The organism is Marinobacter salarius (genome assembly GCF_032922745.1).
Classification (GTDB): domain Bacteria; phylum Pseudomonadota; class Gammaproteobacteria; order Pseudomonadales; family Oleiphilaceae; genus Marinobacter.
This window is the reverse complement of record NZ_CP136693.1, coordinates 1,470,724-1,487,433: the sequence shown is the minus strand read 5'-3', so window position 1 is coordinate 1,487,433 and position 16,710 is coordinate 1,470,724. Positions and strand designations below refer to the sequence as shown.

Annotated in this window: 13 protein-coding genes and 1 pseudogene; 6 read left to right on the top strand and 8 right to left on the bottom strand. The window is 56.7% G+C overall.

The genetic code is table 11. The annotated features are described in order from the left end of the window. Window positions 1-57: 57 nt before the first annotated feature. Complete coding sequence (locus R1T46_RS06810) at window positions 58-1,866, bottom strand: SLC13 family permease (RefSeq protein ID WP_317307786.1); 1,809 nt, start codon at window positions 1,864-1,866, stop codon at window positions 58-60. Between the two features lie 194 nt (window positions 1,867-2,060). On the opposite strand from R1T46_RS06810, the gene R1T46_RS06805 reads away from it, so the two are divergent. From R1T46_RS06805 to R1T46_RS06785, 5 genes are all read left to right on the top strand, one after another. Next, a complete protein-coding gene (locus R1T46_RS06805; protein WP_317307785.1) occupies window positions 2,061-3,380 on the top strand; it encodes a YjgN family protein in 1,320 nt (439 codons plus the stop codon). Continuing rightward, complete coding sequence (locus R1T46_RS06800) at window positions 3,358-4,428, top strand: M48 family metallopeptidase (protein ID WP_317307784.1); 1,071 nt, start codon at window positions 3,358-3,360, stop codon at window positions 4,426-4,428. Before R1T46_RS06805 ends, R1T46_RS06800 begins: the two co-directional genes overlap by 23 nt. 41 nt (window positions 4,429-4,469) lie before the next feature. After that, a complete protein-coding gene (locus R1T46_RS06795) occupies window positions 4,470-4,961 on the top strand; it encodes an acyl-CoA thioesterase (RefSeq protein WP_317307783.1) in 492 nt (163 codons plus the stop codon). A gap of 245 nt (window positions 4,962-5,206) precedes the next feature. Next, window positions 5,207-6,598, top strand: a complete 1,392-nt coding sequence (locus tag R1T46_RS06790) for a sigma-54 dependent transcriptional regulator (RefSeq protein WP_317307782.1) — start codon at window positions 5,207-5,209, stop codon at window positions 6,596-6,598. Continuing rightward, the gene (locus tag R1T46_RS06785; RefSeq protein WP_317307781.1) at window positions 6,595-7,671 is read left to right on the top strand and encodes a transporter; all 1,077 of its coding nucleotides are present in this window, start codon (window positions 6,595-6,597) and stop codon (window positions 7,669-7,671) included. Before R1T46_RS06790 ends, R1T46_RS06785 begins: the two co-directional genes overlap by 4 nt. A gap of 18 nt (window positions 7,672-7,689) precedes the next feature. Here the strand turns inward: R1T46_RS06785 and R1T46_RS06780 are convergent, their stop codons facing one another. The 6 genes from R1T46_RS06780 to R1T46_RS06755 form a co-directional block, all read right to left on the bottom strand. After that, complete coding sequence (locus tag R1T46_RS06780; protein WP_317307780.1) at window positions 7,690-8,085, bottom strand: hypothetical protein; 396 nt, start codon at window positions 8,083-8,085, stop codon at window positions 7,690-7,692. A 98-nt stretch (window positions 8,086-8,183) separates the two neighbouring features. After that, a complete protein-coding gene (locus tag R1T46_RS06775; RefSeq protein ID WP_317307779.1) occupies window positions 8,184-8,876 on the bottom strand; it encodes a C39 family peptidase in 693 nt (230 codons plus the stop codon). 12 nt (window positions 8,877-8,888) lie between these two features. Further along, window positions 8,889-9,239, bottom strand: a complete 351-nt coding sequence (locus tag R1T46_RS06770; protein ID WP_292048774.1) for a hypothetical protein — start codon at window positions 9,237-9,239, stop codon at window positions 8,889-8,891. Window positions 9,240-9,298: 59 nt separating this feature from the next. After that, the gene (locus tag R1T46_RS06765; protein WP_317307778.1) at window positions 9,299-10,276 is read right to left on the bottom strand and encodes a hypothetical protein; all 978 of its coding nucleotides are present in this window, start codon (window positions 10,274-10,276) and stop codon (window positions 9,299-9,301) included. A 374-nt stretch (window positions 10,277-10,650) separates the two neighbouring features. Beyond that, the gene (locus R1T46_RS06760) at window positions 10,651-12,240 is read right to left on the bottom strand and encodes an isocitrate lyase (RefSeq protein ID WP_286847858.1); all 1,590 of its coding nucleotides are present in this window, start codon (window positions 12,238-12,240) and stop codon (window positions 10,651-10,653) included. A gap of 192 nt (window positions 12,241-12,432) precedes the next feature. Continuing rightward, on the bottom strand, window positions 12,433-14,379 hold the full coding sequence (locus tag R1T46_RS06755; protein WP_317307777.1) for a CASTOR/POLLUX-related putative ion channel: 1,947 nt from the start codon (window positions 14,377-14,379) through the stop codon (window positions 12,433-12,435). Between the two features lie 132 nt (window positions 14,380-14,511). Here R1T46_RS06755 and R1T46_RS21620 point away from each other — a divergent pair. Then, window positions 14,512-15,578, top strand: a pseudogene (locus tag R1T46_RS21620) (ChaN family lipoprotein). Window positions 15,579-15,636: 58 nt separating this feature from the next. Here the strand turns inward: R1T46_RS21620 and cra are convergent. Beyond that, entirely contained in the window at window positions 15,637-16,620 is a 984-nt protein-coding gene (gene cra, locus R1T46_RS06740) for a catabolite repressor/activator (RefSeq protein WP_317307775.1), read from the bottom strand. Between the last annotated feature and the right edge of the window lie 90 nt (window positions 16,621-16,710).

Genomic DNA, 16,710 nt, shown 5'->3' with positions numbered 1-16,710 from the left:
TCGATGCTCGCGCCCATCACCCTTCATCACCCTTCATCACCCTTACATCACTCTTCATCACCCCCAAACCAGCAGGATCATCGGTACGGCAACAACAGTGACCAGAATCGACAGCGGCAAGCCCAAACGCCAGTAGTCGCCAAACTGATAGCCTCCGGGCTCCATCACCAGCGCATTCGACTGATGACCAATGGGCGTCAGGAAGGCGCAGGACGCGCCGACCGCAACCGCCATCAGCACCGCATCGGAAGCCATGCCCAGTTCAGCGGACAGGCTCAGTGCAATAGGCGCCACCAGAATGGCCGCCGCTGCGTTATTGACCACGTTCGATAACAGCATGGTTCCCACCAGAACCATGACCAGCACGGCCGACGGGGCCAGTCCGTCACCAATTGCCAGCATCTGGCCGGCGATCAGCTCTGCGCCACCCGTGGTTTCCAGCGCCTGTCCCACCGGGATCATCGCCGCCAGCAGCACAATCACAGACCAGTCGATGGCCCGGTAGGCACCGGGAGCGTCAATCAGCTTGGTCAACACCATGGCCACAGCGCCGGACACCAACGCCACCGGGGCTGACAGCCAACCGCTGACAATGGCAACGATACTTATGATAAAGATGCCGGACGCCAGCAGGGTCTTGCGGGAAGAGCCCAGGCGCAACCCACGTTCGGCCAGCGGCAGGCAACCGAGGTTGGACAGCGTACCGGTCAGGGTGTCTTCGAAGCCCTGCACCAGCAGAATATCACCGGCATTGAAGCGAATATCCCCCAGCCGGCGCTTCAGCCGATGCCCCTGCCGGGCAACGGCAACAATATTGAGGCCGTTGCGCTCGCGCAAATTGAGGCGATTGGCCGTCTGCCCCACCAGGGAAGATTCAGGGGTGATCACCGCTTCGGTCAGCTGCACCTCACCTTCATTCAGTTCCTTTTTACGGCTTTTCCGTGCCGTTTTGTCCTCTTCGGATTCGGAGTCATCCTGGCTACCGAGTTCCAGGCCGGTGTTGTCAAGGAACGCCTGCAGGCTCTCGGTGTCCGATTCCACCAGAAGCAGGTCGTTCTCTTGCAGTACCTTGTAGGTTGATGGCGCAAGCTGGCGTTTGTCGTCGCGAATCAGCGCCAGCACCACCACGTCCCGGTCTTCCCCGCTTTCCGCCAGCAGGTTGTGGAGTGTCGCGCCGGCATGGGGAGAACCTTCGGGGATCTTCAGTTCGGTCAGGTAGTCGCCAACGCTGAAAAGCTTGTCGTCATCCCCACTTTCGTCGCCCCTTCTGGGCGTCAATCGCCACCCCACCAGGGCGATGAAAGCGACACCGGCAAAGGTGATCGCAGCGCCCACCGGCGCAAAATCGAACAGACCGAACGCTTCGCTGCCTTCCCGATAGCTGGCAATGATAATGTTCGGAGGCGTCCCGATCAGGGTCATGGTGCCTCCAAGCAGCGAACCAAACGCCAGTGGCATCAGCAGCAATGAGGGCGAGCGCCCTGCCTCCCTGGACATCCACACTGCTACCGGCATCAACAGCGCCAACGCACCCACGTTGTTGATAAAACCGGAACAGAGCGCAACGACCGCCGTCAGGGTAAGCACCTGTATGGTGGGGCGGTGCCCTACCTTCCCCAGGAACCGGGCTATGTTATCCACCACACCGCCATTCACCAGGCCCTGACTGATCACCAGAACCGCCGCAACGGTCACCACGGCAGGGTGACCAAAGCCGGCAAACAGTTCGTCAGTGGGCACCAGCCCGGCAATGGCAATCGCCAACAACGCCAGCATCGCCACCACATCGAACCGCAGCCGGTTCCAGATGAACAGAGCCAGCGTGGCCGCCAACACTGCGAAGACAATTCCCTGCTCTGTGGTCACGCCTAACCCTCAATTTTACGTCCGACGGTTTATCGTCGGTTTAACATGGATTTTTTGTGCCTGATATCGCACATGCCACATGAATTTCTGGTAATTTTCTTCCCGTAGCGGTCTTTTACGAGCGCAGCCCCACTTTTCGATTACAACGGGTGACATGAGCACCCCATCAGGGAACAACAGGTACAAGGGACGTCATGACCAAAGAACTCCACAACGAACTCTATCAGATAACGTTTGCCGGGCGGATTCTCGACGGATTCAGCGAAGCTGAGGTCAGGGAAAATGTACAAGCCCTGTTTCGGATCTCAGACGAACGTACTGCAAGCCTTTTCAGCGGTGCCACCAAGACACTCAAGTCCGGTCTCAGTCACGCGGACGCCCTGATTTACCATGAGCGACTGACAAAAGCCGGAGCCGATGTACAGATTTCGAAACAGCCGGCTGCCGCTGTAACCCCCAAATCGGAAACCGCCGGCGCCCAACCGTCAGCGTCGTCAGACGCCGAGCCAGCAACGGCCAACCCGCCCGGTTCACAACAGGAGGCACCGCTGGAGTTCACCGGCAACGGCCGTGAATATTTCGGAATCTGGATCGTCAACATCCTGCTGACCATTGTCACTCTTGGCATTTATTCGGCCTGGGCTACAGTGCGTAACAATCAATACTTCTATGGCAACACCAAACTCGATGGCGCCAGCTTCCAGTACCTGGCCAGCCCGATCACTATTCTCAAAGGCCGATTGATTGCTCTGGCTGTCCTGGTTGTCTACGTGGTGCTTTCTGAAATGTACGTTGAAGCCGCAGTGGTCTTCGCCATTGCGTTTATCCCCCTCGTACCCTGGATCATGGTGCGCTCGCTGCGGTTCAATGCCGTCAACAGTGCCTACCGCAACATCCGCTTCGACTTTCAGGGCCGCTATGGCCAGGCTTTCATGGTGGCATTTGTGTGGCCATTGCTGAACATGCTGACCCTATTGCTGCTTACCCCACTGGTGATGAAGAAAACCCACGAATTCATCGCTAACGGCAGCCGATACGGCACCACCGAGTTCGCGCTCAAAGCCGATACCGGATCCTACTACCGTTTCTTCGGAAAAGGCCTGCTGATCGCCATTGCCTTCGGTGTTGCGGCGTTCCTCGCCATGCGCTATGTCGGCTTTACCGTCGGGTCGATCATTGCCGGTGCTGGCTACCTGACACTGTTCGGCTATTTCATGGCGGGCATTTCAAACCTCTTCCTCAATGCCGTCCACCTCGACCGTCACGGCTTTGAATCCCGCCTGCAACCGCTGCAAATGGTGTGGATTTACCTGTCCAACAGTTTCTTTGTAGTCCTCACCCTTGGCCTGTTCACTCCCTGGGCCAAGGTGCGCATGGCGAGGTACCGGGCTTCCTGCACGGGCATGATGGTCAGCGGGGATCTGAACCACTTCGTTGCGGCCGAACAGAACCGCACCAGCGCGTTGGGACAGGAACTGGGGGATGCCTTCGATGTCGACTTCGCCGCCATCTGAAGTCACGATCGAAGGCCAGTTCTATTCGGGTAATGACTCCAGCCGGCGGGGCGCAGTATTGCGCTCCGCCGCTGGCGTGATCATCGTTGATGCGGGAGACACCCGACTGCGCCTCTCACCCAGCGATGTGACGATATCACCGCGGATTGGCAATACTCCCCGCTACCTCCACCTGCCTGACGATGGCGTATTCGAAACCGGCGACAACGCCGCGGTGGATCAGCTTAGCCGGCAATCCCGGCGGGGACGTGGCAATCGCCTGCTGCACGCGCTGGAAAATCATCTGGGGCTGATTCTGGTTGCGGTCGTCGTCACCGTCGCGACTACTGGTGCCGCATTTGTCTGGGGCGTGCCCTGGGCGGCCCAGACGGTGGCCAATACGCTCCCGGACAGTATAGCGGAGCAGGTTGGCGACTCCACACTCACCACGCTGGACAGCACCTGGCTTGAACCTTCTGGGCTGTCGGAGGAACGGCAGCAGGCGTTGCAGGCCCACTTCGAGCCTTTCTTGACGCCGGTAGCGGGCAAAGACCTGAGAGTGATTTTCCGCTCGTCTCCTGCCATCGGTGCCAACGCCATGGCACTGCCGGACGGCACGATGATCTTCACGGACGATCTGGTGAACCTCGCCGAAGATGATAACGAACTGACCGCCATCCTCGCCCATGAAATCGGCCATGTCGCCCATAACCATGGCATGAAAGGCATGGTGCAATCGTCACTGACGTTCTGGCTGATCGTGATGATGACCGGCGACCTGTCTGCGTTTTCCGACGCAACCGTAGTGGTTCCGGCGGTCATGATGAGCCTGTCCTACTCCCGTGACATGGAACGGGAGGCCGACGCCTATGCCCTGAAAGCAATGACGGACCACGACCTGGACCCGGCCCACTTCGTCACCATCATGGAGCGCCTGATGGCCGCTCATGACGAGGATCGGGGCCCAGAGAAAGAGGAGGACAATAGCCGGTGGGACAGCCTTCGCGACATGCTGTCGAGTCATCCGGAAACTGGCGAGCGCATCGAACGCTTTAAACAGACGCCCTGATCGGTATAGTAGCGATACGTCCACCACCGGGAGCACACGCTATGCCATCCAGACCCCCCAGGCCGGTTTCGGCCTCTGCCATCGACAAACATGTCTACAAGGTTTTTCCAAATGACATGAACGCACACCAGACGGTGTTCGGGGGCATGATCATGGCCAAATGCGACCGTCTGGCCCTGGTGGTGGCAGAACGGCACTCCGGCCACGTCTGCGTGACGGCAGCGGTGGACTCCATTCACTTCCGCGCGCCCGCCAAGGGCAACGATACGCTGTTGTTCAGTCTTGCCCTGAACCGAAGCTGGGGATCATCCATGGAAATCGGGGCTCGGGTGGAAGCAGAAAACAGCTACACCGGAGAGTCCCGACACATCCTTTCCGCATTTTTCACTTTCGTGGCGCTGGATGAGAACGACAAGCCCGTGGACGTGCCTGCGGTAGAGCCGGAAACCGACGACGAGAAACGCCGCTTCAACAACGCCGAAATCCGTCGGGAAGGTCGCCTCGAAACCCGCAAAAAGCTGAGCGAACGCTAAATTGTGTCGGCAAATTTTACAGAGATTAATCTCTGGCATAGCGTCGGCATCCTAACCTTTTGAAACCACCACAAGTCTCAAAACTGGCATGCAATCTGAATAAGTGTTCCGAGAGGTTTCCCCTGTTGTACGAAGCCATTAACGATCACAGGATAGTGGCTGGAGCAAGCCGTCCCGGCATTATCAACATTTACTAAACGTATCGCAGTCCATTTTCCTAAAACGAGCTCATATGGAGATTCGCCATGAAGGAAAAACGACCGCTCGTTTGGTTGTCGGCGGAACACACCGGTTCAGAAGCACGCAATAATCAACTGCCAGAATGGCAGCTGATTCCTATCGCTGTCTCGTCCCAACTGCACCACGGCAACCTTTCCAGCGTCAGTGCTCGGGTTGGCGTGCTCGATCTCAGCGATGTTTCCAACGACCAATTTGGGCGTGTAAACAACTGGCTGGAAGCATTGCAGATCGAACACTGGGTAGCCATTCTTGAGCCTGGCCAGGTTTATAATCCCGAGGTTTGCAGACTTATCAACCACCACTGTGGGGATTACCACACATTACCGCTTCAGCCTGACCGGCTCCATGCAGCACTTGGCCACCTATGGGGCATGTCGGAGCTCCAGTCTCGGGCTTTCCACGACAAGCCTGTGAGCTACCACGAGTTTGCCCTGGAGGGTAAATCCCCTGCAATCACGCAGACGAGGGAGCTACTTGGCAGGTTCGCGCACACTGAGGAACCCGTACTGATCTACGGTGAAAATGGCACCGGAAAGGAAGCGGCCGCATCGTTCATTCACAACCACTCCTCCCGCAGACTCAAACCTTTAGTTGTTGTCAACTGTGCCGCTTTGCCCATTTCACTGACTCAAAACGAACTGTTCGGACATGAGAAGGGCGCGTTCACTCACGCCATGAGTTCTCGCAAGGGCAGAATTGAAACCGCCGACGGTGGCACCCTGTTACTTGTCGGCATTGATGAACTAAAACTGGAACAACAATCGGCCATTCTGCGTTTCCTGCAGGAAGGCCAGATCGAACGTATTGGGGGTTGCCATCCGATAAAGGTGGATGTCCGGGTCATCGCGACCAGCACAACCCCGCTTGATCAACTAGTCGCCCAGGGTCATTTTCGCAGTGATGTTTTTTACCGACTCGGCAGTTTGAATGTTCTTCTGCCTCCTCTGAGGGCACGCAAGGAAGACATTCCTGAGTTGGCAAATCGCATACTGGCCGCAGCTCCGTCTTCCCTGGAGCCAAAACGGCTTGCTGAAATAACCACCATCTGCCTTGCAGAGCACCCCTGGCCCGGCAACCTTCGGGAGCTTCAGAACCGGCTGCGTCAGGCTCTGCTACTCGGGCAAGCTGCATTCATTGAACCAGCCGATATGGGCTTTGGTCAGTCATCTGCCGACCTTAATGGCCAGAGCGAGAAACTATCTCTGGACAGTTTCCGCTCTCAGGCAGATCGGCGGGCAATTGCGGTAAGCCTGGCGCTGGCTCAAAACAACATTTCCGCCGCTGCGCGACTGCTTAACATCTCAAGAGTTTCGTTTTACCGGCTGATGGACAAGCATCACGTTATACACAGACCATCCCCTTCGCCGTCGAAGGGGACTGAAGGAGATGTCCAATGACTACAAAATTGCCCTGGCTGGTCCCTGTGGTATTCGCAGCGACACCACTAGTTGCAGAGGCTGCACCATCGGATAGAGACACAGCCTCAACGGATGACAGCACATCGGTAACGGCGCCTGAGCGGGGGAACGACCCAGCAACCGATATTGCCTCCATCACCGCAGACCGCGGCATTGTGACCCGGCCGGGACGGTTTACCATTGAACCGTCTTTTTCTCACGCCCTTAGCAACTCAACGGCCGTCGCCGTGGAAGGTTATACGGTAATACCGGCCCTGCTCATCGGGCTGATCAACATTTCGGAAATCCAGCGTGACATTTTCGTCAGCGCGATGTCGCTGAAGTACGGCTTCACCAGCAAGCTCGAGGCTGCGATCCGAGTCCCCTATCTCAGCATCAACGAAGACCTGCGGGAGCGCGAGGTTTTCCAGGGCACACCGGTGGATACACTTCGCGAGTCGTCTGGCGAGGGCCTCGGTGATGTTGAACTCTCCGCTCGCTACCAGTTGACTGATGGCCTGGGTGGCTGGCCCTATGTTATTGGCGCAATGCGAGTGAAAGCACCAACCGGAGAAGGTCCTTACGACGTCGATCAAAGGATTATTCGAGACGAACAGGGCAACCCAATTGGTATAGAACTTGAGAATCGACCTACCGGTTCTGGTTTCTGGGCATTCGAACCAGGCTTTTCATTTATTTACCCAACAGACCCCGCCGTGCTATTCGGAAACCTGAGTTATGTCTGGACTCTTAAAGAGGAGCAAGGCTTCGAAAATGGCGGCACGGTCGACCCTGGCGACATCGTGCGCTTCGGCTTCGGGATGGGATTTGCCTTTAATGACCGAACGTCCTTTAGTCTAAGCTATGACCATTCGATCATCCGGAAAACAACGTTCGAGAGGAATAACGATCTGTTCGCCTCCAACTTTGACCGAATTCAGATCGGATCATTGTCGTTCGGCTTGTCCCAACGGCTGACGCGGTCCACAAGCCTGAGCCTGACAGTGAGCGTAGGAGTTACGAAAAATGCACCCAACAGCGAAATTACTCTGAAGCTCCCAATCAGCCTATAGACAGGACCCGAAGAGCCATCAACGACCCAGCAACTGTACCAACTGATCGCTGAACCTTGCCGGGAACTGATTACCGACACCCAAATTGTTCAGCTCAATGTTCAGTTGATGCATATTCTGTATCACAGTGCTATCGAGGTTGTTCTGGATCACTGTCATCCATCCATTGGGCCCGGCCATATTGCTGAGAACCCGTGCGCCGCCACTCCGGTCCGCACTGATCACCTCGAGAACTGTTTCCATTTGATGATCTACCAGACGGTCGTTCACAGTCTGGTTGAGATTGGGGATGGTCAAACGATTGATCACGAGGGTGTCACCGTTAATACCCACGATCTGCTCCAGACCAATACTGATCTCCAGGTTATCCATCAGGAAGCCTCCCCGGTAATCAGCCAGCTGCGGATCACTCAATGGTTCAACACCGAGCGTCAGTTCTGCCTGGACAGACGGCGATAAGGTTGCAAATGAAAGAGCCAATGCGAGAGCTGGGATCCGGACTATCATGATCATCACCATTCCCTTGTAGAGGGCCAGTAAGGCAGTATGTGCCCAAGTGAAGGATCGCCCAGGCCTTTCTGTACTGGCGCCCTGGCCACCTGAGGCCAATGTCCCTCGCCAAGAAAAGCGTCTCGGCCTTGCTCAAGATGGCTGCGGATAATAAAGGCGGTGCCATTCCAGTAATCGCTGAACTGTGCGTAGGAGTATACCTTCAGCCCCCGCGCTGGGTCCCCCACCAGGACCTCGTCCTCGCTGATACCCTTGATCAGGACGAAATGCCGGAAGCCTTCGATGTTCAGCAGCACAATCATCGGCAAGCGCACCTTCTCCCTGAGACCGCTCAACGCCATGCGAAACCCATCGGCCCGGTATCCTCGAGCCTCAAGATAGTGCTTCATATCAAGCATGGAAAACCCATGCTTACGTACTTTTTCCTCATCGGCCAACGCGAGCATTTCAACGAATACATCGTGCTCTGTTACCTGATCTTGGTAATGAAACGCCAATAACGACGCAACAGCAGCGGAGCCGCAACTGAAATCGTATTGCTGGCGGATGACACTATCGAAGCGCCTGTTCTCATAACTGTTTATTTCTACCCGTACATCACCACCAATACCCGGCACCATGACCGAGCCGGCGAAGGCAGTGGACCATAGCAGCCCGGCACTCGTGCAGACCGCAACAAGAACCTTTCTGACCATGGCCCACCTCCGTCAGTGATTTATCAGTATGTTGATCTGGGTACTGTCCTGAATGACCACCTGGTTACCGGTATTCTGGATCACCGTGGCAACCCCGCTCATGTTGCCGAACGCATTGTCGGAAATACTGTTATCACCTGTAACAACATTACCCGACAGCAGGTTATCGGACACATTCGCATTTTGCTGGTTATCGTTAATCTGCCACTGCATCGGGATTCCCTGGCGACCACTCGAATCCGCCAGCTGATCCGCCGACAATGGTGTGGCATCCATCCACTCCTCAGCCGATACAAATCCCGTTGCGCCGATCAATAATGCCAGCAAGACAGCCCTCAGTTTCCATTTGATGACTTGACCCATGGCATTTCTCCCGGAATAACCAAGCCGCATCGACTACCGACAGATGCGGCCTGAATTCCTCACTGGGTACCGCCACCGCCGCCGGTGGACAGGTTGGACATTACACTGACATTGGCCTGTGTAACGCTGCCATTACCTGCGTTCTGGGCAAATGCGCCGACACCGGTGTAGTTCGCTGAACCACCAGAGATTTCGTTGCTGTTGTGAACCTCGGTGTGTGAGGCTCTGCCATTGGCATCACCATAGGTGGTTGCTGTGCCCGATACACTACCGTCCAGATCTGCGTTGTTGAGGAACACGTCCAGATCAAGGGCCACTGAATTATCGGAGCTGTTATTGCCACTGTCAGACACGGTGGTGTTTCCACTGTCCGCAATGTTGGTGGAGTTATCCGAGTTATCAGAGTTGTCCGAATTGTCCGAATTATCGGAGTTATCGGAGTTATCGGAGTTATCGGAGTTGTCGGACATATCATTGCCACTGTCAGCGATTTTGAAGGAATCGTTCACACTGGTGCTGTTGTCCGAGTTATCAGAGTTGTCCGAATTATCAGAGTTGTCGGAATTGTCCGAGTTGTCCGACATATCGTTTCCGCTGTCGGCAATTTTGAACGAATCGGCAACGTCAGTGCTGTTGTCTGAATTGTCTGAGTTGTCTGAATTATCCGAATTGTCGGAATTGTCATTACCGCTGTCGGCAATTTTAAACGAATCAGCGACATCGGTGCTGTTGTCAGAACTATCGGAATTATCCGAGTTGTCCGAGTTGTCCGAACTGTCATTTCCACTATCGGCAATTTTGAACGAATCGGCCACATCGGTGCTGTTGTCCGAGTTGTCCGAATTGTTCGTATTGTCGGTATTGGTGGAGTTGTCGTTACCGGAATCGGTATTGCCGGAATGGTCATTGTTAGCCGTGGAGGTATCATCCGCATTGGTATTCGGATCCCCGTCTCCTCCCAAATCCGCGTATGCGAAACCGGAAACACCCAGACTCATTGCGATGGCAGCTGCCAGCAAACTTTTTTTGGTATCCATGATGTCAATTCCTTTTCGATTATTGGCTTTCAGAGGGGGCTGACCCAAACCGCTAGCCTTCGGTAAGCCAAGGCTCGGCCCCGCCAGACGAACACAGCGATTCCCGTGCCAGTATCCAAAAGACAATCTCAACTTACTGTTTTTAATATTTTTAATGCGACAAGGAACAAACACTCAACACGACTGATCGAGATAAACTGTTCCAGTAATGAAACAGAGCCGGTGGGGGAAAAAGATAAAACAGACAGTTTATGTTTTAATTTCAGAAGCCTAGAAGAAAACGTTACTGTAAAAAAACAAAACCCCGCGCAAGGCGGGGTTTCGTGGTCTGAAACGAGCATCTCAGCCCGCTTCAGTGACAACCGAACCGTTGTTTAGAACTGGTTCATAGTGTTGTCTTTACCACCAGCCTTCAGGGCTGCGTCGCCCGCGAAGAACTCCTTGTGATCATCACCGATGTTTGAACCGGCCATGTCCTGGTGCCTTACAGTCGCGATACCCTGACGGATTTCCTTACGCTGAACGCCTGCAACGTAAGCCAGCATGCCTTCGTCACCGAAGTAGCCCTTGGCCAGGTTGTCGGTAGACAGAGCAGCCGTGTGATAAGTCGGCAGAGTGATCAGATGGTGGAAGATACCGGCTTCACGTGACCCGTCACGCTGGAAGTTGGCAGTCCACTCGTCGGCCAGCTTGCCAAGATCGGTTTCGTCGTACTTGGCATTCATCAGGTCGGCGCGCTCGTAAGCGGATACGTCCTTGCCTTCTTCCTTCCATGCATCGAATACCTGCTGACGGAAGTTCAGGGTCCAGTTGAAGGACGGGCTGTTGTTGTAAACCAGCTTGGCATCGGGAACCACTTCCTTGATGCGGTTAACCATGGCAGCAATCTGGCCAACGTGGGGCTTCTCGGTTTCGATCCACAACAGGTCAGCACCGTTCTGCAAGCTGGTAATACAGTCCAGAACCACACGGTCTTCGCCAGTGCCAGGCTTGAACTGGAACAGGCCAGACGCCAGACGCTTGGGACGAACCAGCTGACCTTTCTGCTTAATCACAACGTCACCGTTGTTGATGTCTTCAGCCTTCTCGATCACTTCACCGTCGATGAAGCTGTTGTACTGGTCGCCCAGGTCGCCCGGCTCTTCAGTAACAGCGATCTTCTGGGTCAGGCCAGCGCCCAGTGAGTCAGTACGGGCAACGATCACACCATCGTCCACACCCAGCTCAAGGAAAGCCAGACGTACAGCGTTGATCTTGGACAGGAAGTCGGCGTGAGGAACGGTCACTTTGCCGTCCTGGTGGCCACACTGCTTCTCGTCGGATACCTGGTTCTCGATCTGGATACAGCAAGCGCCTGCTTCGATCATCTGCTTGGCCAGCAGGTACGTTGCTTCGGCGTTACCGAAACCAGCGTCGATGTCGGCAATGATGGGCACGACATGAGTTTCGTGGTTGTCGATCTGCTTGATCAGCTCGTCAGCCTTGGCGTTGTCGCCAGCGTTCTGAGCTTCTTCCAGGGCGCGGAACAGGTGGTTCAGTTCCCAGGCATCCGCCTGACGCAGGAAGGTGTAAAGTTCTTCGATCAGACCAGATACAGCGGTCTTCTCGTGCATGGACTGGTCAGGCAGGGGGCCAAACTCGGAGCGCAGGGCGGCAACCATCCAGCCAGACAGGTACAGGTAACGACGCTTGGTGGTACCGAAGTGCTTCTTGATGGACAGCAGCTTCTGCTGACCGATGAAGCCATGCCAGCAACCCAGGGACTGGGTGTACTGAGCCGTGTCCTTGTCGTAGTTCGCCATGTCTTCTCGCATGATTTTCGCGGTGAACTTGGCGATGTCCAGACCAGTCTTGAATTTGTTCTGGGCGCGCATGCGGGCCGCGTGCTCGGGCTTGATGGCGTTCCAGGTCGGGTTTTGCTTCAGCAGGGAAGCGATGGCGTCAACGTCTTTTGCGTATGGCATGGTCTCAGTCCTGTCTTCTAAGGTTTGAGGTGCTCTTTTATGAAGCATAAAAGCGACTTCAGCGAGCCAGCGTCCGTTCAAAAAATAACCAGGCCGCTGACATTGACGATTACTTTAGTGGCTTTGATTTTATAATTGAAATTTATATTATCTATATTCAGCATTTTTTACATGAATGTAGAAGCCTCTCTCTCAGGCATTGCAAAGGACAACGAGCCGATCAGCGCTATTCAGGTCAAGGTACTCGTCCCGTGGCGGGCTCAGAGCCAGATGTCGCCCCAGCGCGTCGGGCTGTGCGCGCCAGACGCCCAGCGCCACTTCTCCCTCCGCAGCGACCGTTTTCTCCAGTACCTGAAAATCCGCGCTGGCAGGCAATGGATAGTCCCGGGGATCCCGGAACTGCACCTCAGCACCGCCCACCGTAAACAGCTCATCCAGCACCACCCTCAGCTCCCGCCTCAGAGCGACCTGGGCGAGCACGTGACTGATGATCATCGGGCTGATCAGCATTTCGCTCTGGTGGCCCATCAACAGGTTTCGATTGTCCGGGTCGCTCAGTTCCATGATCAGTTGCGGGCGTTTACCGCCTTCACTCAACAGGTCTTCCAGTTGCAGGTAACCCACCATGGCACGGGCGTCGGCTTCCTCGCCGGACGCCAGGCGATCACTGCTCAACAGCATGATGGACTCATAGTTAAGCGGCCCAACGCGCCTCAACTCGCCTTCCACCATGTAATCCGCTTCGATGTGGCGGCAGGTCACCTCCCGCTGCCCCCCCAGGTAGCGGTCAATTTCCTGTTCCCGCTCCTTGGCCGGCACCACTGAAACGAGATCTACCTCGAACCGCCGTTGGCTGTAGCTGGAAAACTCATCGATCAGGCTTGGCACCCGGCGGTTCCACCCCAACACAAGAATTCGGTGAACCCCGCCTGAAAACGAGACGGCCCGGCTTGCGGGTTCACCTCGAGCGATAACAGGCAGCGGTGGCACCCTCGAATCGGACTCGGTTTCGGTGTAGTCCCTGGCCATCATGACAACCCGGTCCCCAGCCTCAATCACCGTGTCTGACGAGGCCGGCATCCTCACCATCCAGGCCTTGCCCGAGCGCTTCAGAATACCCAGCACAATTGCCTGGGGCCGCAGAGAAGCCAATTCGCCAAGGGACAATCCCGCCAGGGCGTCGCCACCCCGGATGTAGATTTCGCAACCCTCACCGGCGGTCAGCAGTTCGTTGTAAATTTCCGACAACCCCGGATGGAGGATGTTCTGCACCATCAGCCGGCTTATGGTGGCGTCGCCGGCCACCACTTCCACCTCTCCGGGATAGGCGCGCTCGATCACCGCGAGCTTGCGCACATCCTGTATCTCGGCAATGACAAAGGGCAGCGACGCCCCCAGATGCCGTGCCTGGGCGGCAATGGACAGCAGCGCCTTCACCGTCTCCACGTCCGATGTCACCAGGCTGCCTGCTTGATGGGAGGCGCTAGGCACAATCACTGCCGCAGCATCCAGGCAGGCAACCCGCTGCAGGGCATCCGGCTGGATGGCAGCGCCGGCGCGCAGGATGATCTGACGAGACTTGCGCCCGATCCCGGGCTCGTCACGTAACTCATGCACCTGGGCCGCCGAGGCATGCTCGGAAAGCACCACCAGACGCAAGCGGTTGGTTTCACGTTTTTCCAGGAAACGGCGCATGCGCCCTGATGACCCCAGCAACTCGCCCAGCAGCGGTAAGGTCTGGCTGGTCCAGCCCAGAACTACGATGTGATTTCTCAGCGTAACCGGGGTTAGCCCCCGCTCCAGGTCGGTCATTTTGGCGATCAACCAGCGCGTCAGGATCGCCACCAGCGTGCCCATGAAAACCACATAACCACTGACAGTGAGAATGGTGGACACAAACCGCTGCCAGTTACCCACATCGTCCCCCAGATAGCCCGGGTCCGTCAGCCGAAGAAATGCCCACCAGATGGCGTCGCCGACATCTTCAAACGGCGTTCCGAGCGGGATCACCAGCAAGCCGCCGACAAGCGAAATAATGCCGATAAAGACACCTACCACCAACAACTGAAAGCCCGCACCTTTTACGAGTTGGCGCTCAACAATGAACTTCACGCGGTCAACAAAACGAAAGGGGATCATGATCGTCCTTCTGGCCAGATGGGGAATGCCGGTAGCATAGCGCAGAACGTATGGAATAAAACCGGAGCGGTGCCTTATAGCACGCTCGTTCATGAACAATTGACTGGCTACGCAATCCGCAGCATCGTATAGATGTCTATCAAGTTCTCCAACGCGGCCCTGAGCGGCTGCAAGACTGGCCGATTTTTCATGTCCCATGCGCCGATCACATTGTCACTTGCTGTCATCCCGCTGATGACGGGCTGCTCCCTGCTGGCACCAACACCGGAACCGGCGCCACCACAAACCCACTATCATGCCCCCGTGGTCGAGGCCGTATCCGGCACGGCCGTATCCGGCACGGCGGTTTCCATACCGCAACTGGCCGAGCGGCTTGCGGAACAGGATGTGGTCATGATTGGCGAATATCACGGCCACCAGGGCGCTCACCTGCTCCAATCCCGCCTGCAGGCTCATCTGTACCAGCATCGCCCTGAACAGGTGTTATCCATGGAACAGTTCGAGGTGGACCGGCAGCTAGTGCTGGACCGCTACCTGGCCGGCGACATTGGCGAAATGGAACTGATCGAGGATGCCGGCGCCTGGCCTATCTACAAATACGCCTACAGACCGCTGGTGGAATTTGCCCGTCGCCAGGGCCTGCCGGTCATCGCCGCAAACGCACCGGGTGATATCGCTCGCTGCGTGGGGCGCGAGGGGCCGAGTATCTGGCGGACCTGAACGCAGCTCGGAAGCGCCACATCCCAGACGCGCCCTTCGCAGGCAGCGCGGCCTACCGGGAAAAATTCTTTGGCACCATGGGCGGCCGGCATGGCACCGCCGACAATGAGCGACTGCAGAACACTTATCACGCCCAGTTGCTGCGGGACAACACCATGGCAAGCCGGATACTGGCCGCGCTGGAACGTCATCCCGGCCACCAGGTCGTTCACCTGACAGGCACCTTTCACAGCGAGGATCGCCTGGGCACGGTAGCCGCCCTGTTGCAGCGACAGCCCGACCTGACCGTAGCGGTTATCAGCCCGGTTTTTACCGGAACGTCGTCCGATAAAAGCGAACTGTCGGTCATTGAAAACCGCAACAAGGGCGATTACCTGTATTTCCTGCTGCCCCTGCCCGAGGAGTACCGGGACGAAGCACGAGGGCGCGAGGCGATGCTGAAAAAGTTCCGCAAGGTACCCGAAACAACCTGTGACTAAGGACTAAGCCCCTGCGGCCGCATGAAGCGCACCGGCAACACCGCCCCCGGCCATTGACTCAACACCGCCGTTTCAGCGAGCGGTTGATAATAACGGTTTCCGGCTCGCCGTGACCTGCGATGGCAGCCAGCGCCCGGTCCAGCGTTGCCTCGGCAATGGCTTCGTGTTTTTGGGGTAACGAGTGAACCTTGACCGGCAGGAAATCCAGCAGCCGATCATCTCCGAAGGTAGCCATTCTGAGAGACTGCGGCAAGCCTCCCGGCTGCTCCAGCAGCACGTCGAGCACCCCTTGCAAGAGGGTGTACGAGGCGGTAATCAACGCATCCGGAAGCCCCTGATCCGCCAGTACCCGCTGCATCAGGCGGGCGCCAGAGGCTCGGTCATAGTGTTCGCCACTGTAGACCGCCCATTGTCCACTGCGACTCCGAGCCACATCCTCAAAGCCCTCGCGGCGCTCCCGTGTCATCGCCAGCGCCGGCACCGCATCAAGCCAGACCACCGACCCGGCGCCAGGTTCCAGCACCGAACGGGCCAGAGTGGCTGCGCCCTTACGATTGTCGCTCACCACGCAACTGACTACACCCGGTGATTGCGACCGGTCCACCGCGATCACCGGCAGGTCTTCCCGCTGCAACTGTTGGTAGAAGGGGTCATTCGGTGGCAGGGCACTCGCAACGATCAGGGCATCGCATCGCCTTGCCTTGAGAGAACGTGCCAGCTCGCGCTCGGTATCCGGGTCATCCCCGGATCCGGCAATCAGAAGCTGATAGCCCCGGGCGCGGGCACCCTGCTCCAGCAGTTTGGCCAGACGGGCGTAACTGGCGTTTTCCAGGTCCGGCAGGATAAACCCCAGAGTGCGGCTCGCCCCGCCACGCAGCGATGCGGCTTGCGGGTCGATCTGGAAGTGGTTGTCCCGCGCGACCGCCATCACCTTGTCGATAGTCACCGGCTTGATCCGGCGAGCCGGCCCCTGACCATTGATAACGTAGCTGGCTGTGGTGCGGGACACCCCCGCCAGGCGGGCAAGTTCTGCAAGGGTCATGGGGCCGATTCCTCCTGGGCACAGATTGCTTGATTTCTGATCATATCTGTTTCATGATTCATTTTATGTCTGCTGACACGATTCAGCAAC

What these genes read in the sequence shown, in the direction of transcription:
- R1T46_RS06800 (WP_317307784.1), top strand. Translation starts at nt 3,358, where the DNA reads ATGTCGACTTCGCCGCCATCTGAAGTCACGATCGAAGGCCAGTTCTAT.
- R1T46_RS06785 (WP_317307781.1), top strand. Translation starts at nt 6,595, where the DNA reads ATGACTACAAAATTGCCCTGGCTGGTCCCTGTGGTATTCGCAGCGACA.
- R1T46_RS06790 (WP_317307782.1), top strand. Translation starts at nt 5,207, where the DNA reads ATGAAGGAAAAACGACCGCTCGTTTGGTTGTCGGCGGAACACACCGGT.
- R1T46_RS06805 (WP_317307785.1), top strand. Translation starts at nt 2,061, where the DNA reads ATGACCAAAGAACTCCACAACGAACTCTATCAGATAACGTTTGCCGGG.
- R1T46_RS06775 (WP_317307779.1), bottom strand. Translation starts at nt 8,876, where the DNA reads ATGGTCAGAAAGGTTCTTGTTGCGGTCTGCACGAGTGCCGGGCTGCTA.
- R1T46_RS06770 (WP_292048774.1), bottom strand. Translation starts at nt 9,239, where the DNA reads ATGGGTCAAGTCATCAAATGGAAACTGAGGGCTGTCTTGCTGGCATTA.
- cra (WP_317307775.1), bottom strand. Translation starts at nt 16,620, where the DNA reads ATGACCCTTGCAGAACTTGCCCGCCTGGCGGGGGTGTCCCGCACCACA.
- R1T46_RS06760 (WP_286847858.1), bottom strand. Translation starts at nt 12,240, where the DNA reads ATGCCATACGCAAAAGACGTTGACGCCATCGCTTCCCTGCTGAAGCAA.
- R1T46_RS06765 (WP_317307778.1), bottom strand. Translation starts at nt 10,276, where the DNA reads ATGGATACCAAAAAAAGTTTGCTGGCAGCTGCCATCGCAATGAGTCTG.
- R1T46_RS06755 (WP_317307777.1), bottom strand. Translation starts at nt 14,379, where the DNA reads ATGATCCCCTTTCGTTTTGTTGACCGCGTGAAGTTCATTGTTGAGCGC.
- R1T46_RS06795 (WP_317307783.1), top strand. Translation starts at nt 4,470, where the DNA reads ATGCCATCCAGACCCCCCAGGCCGGTTTCGGCCTCTGCCATCGACAAA.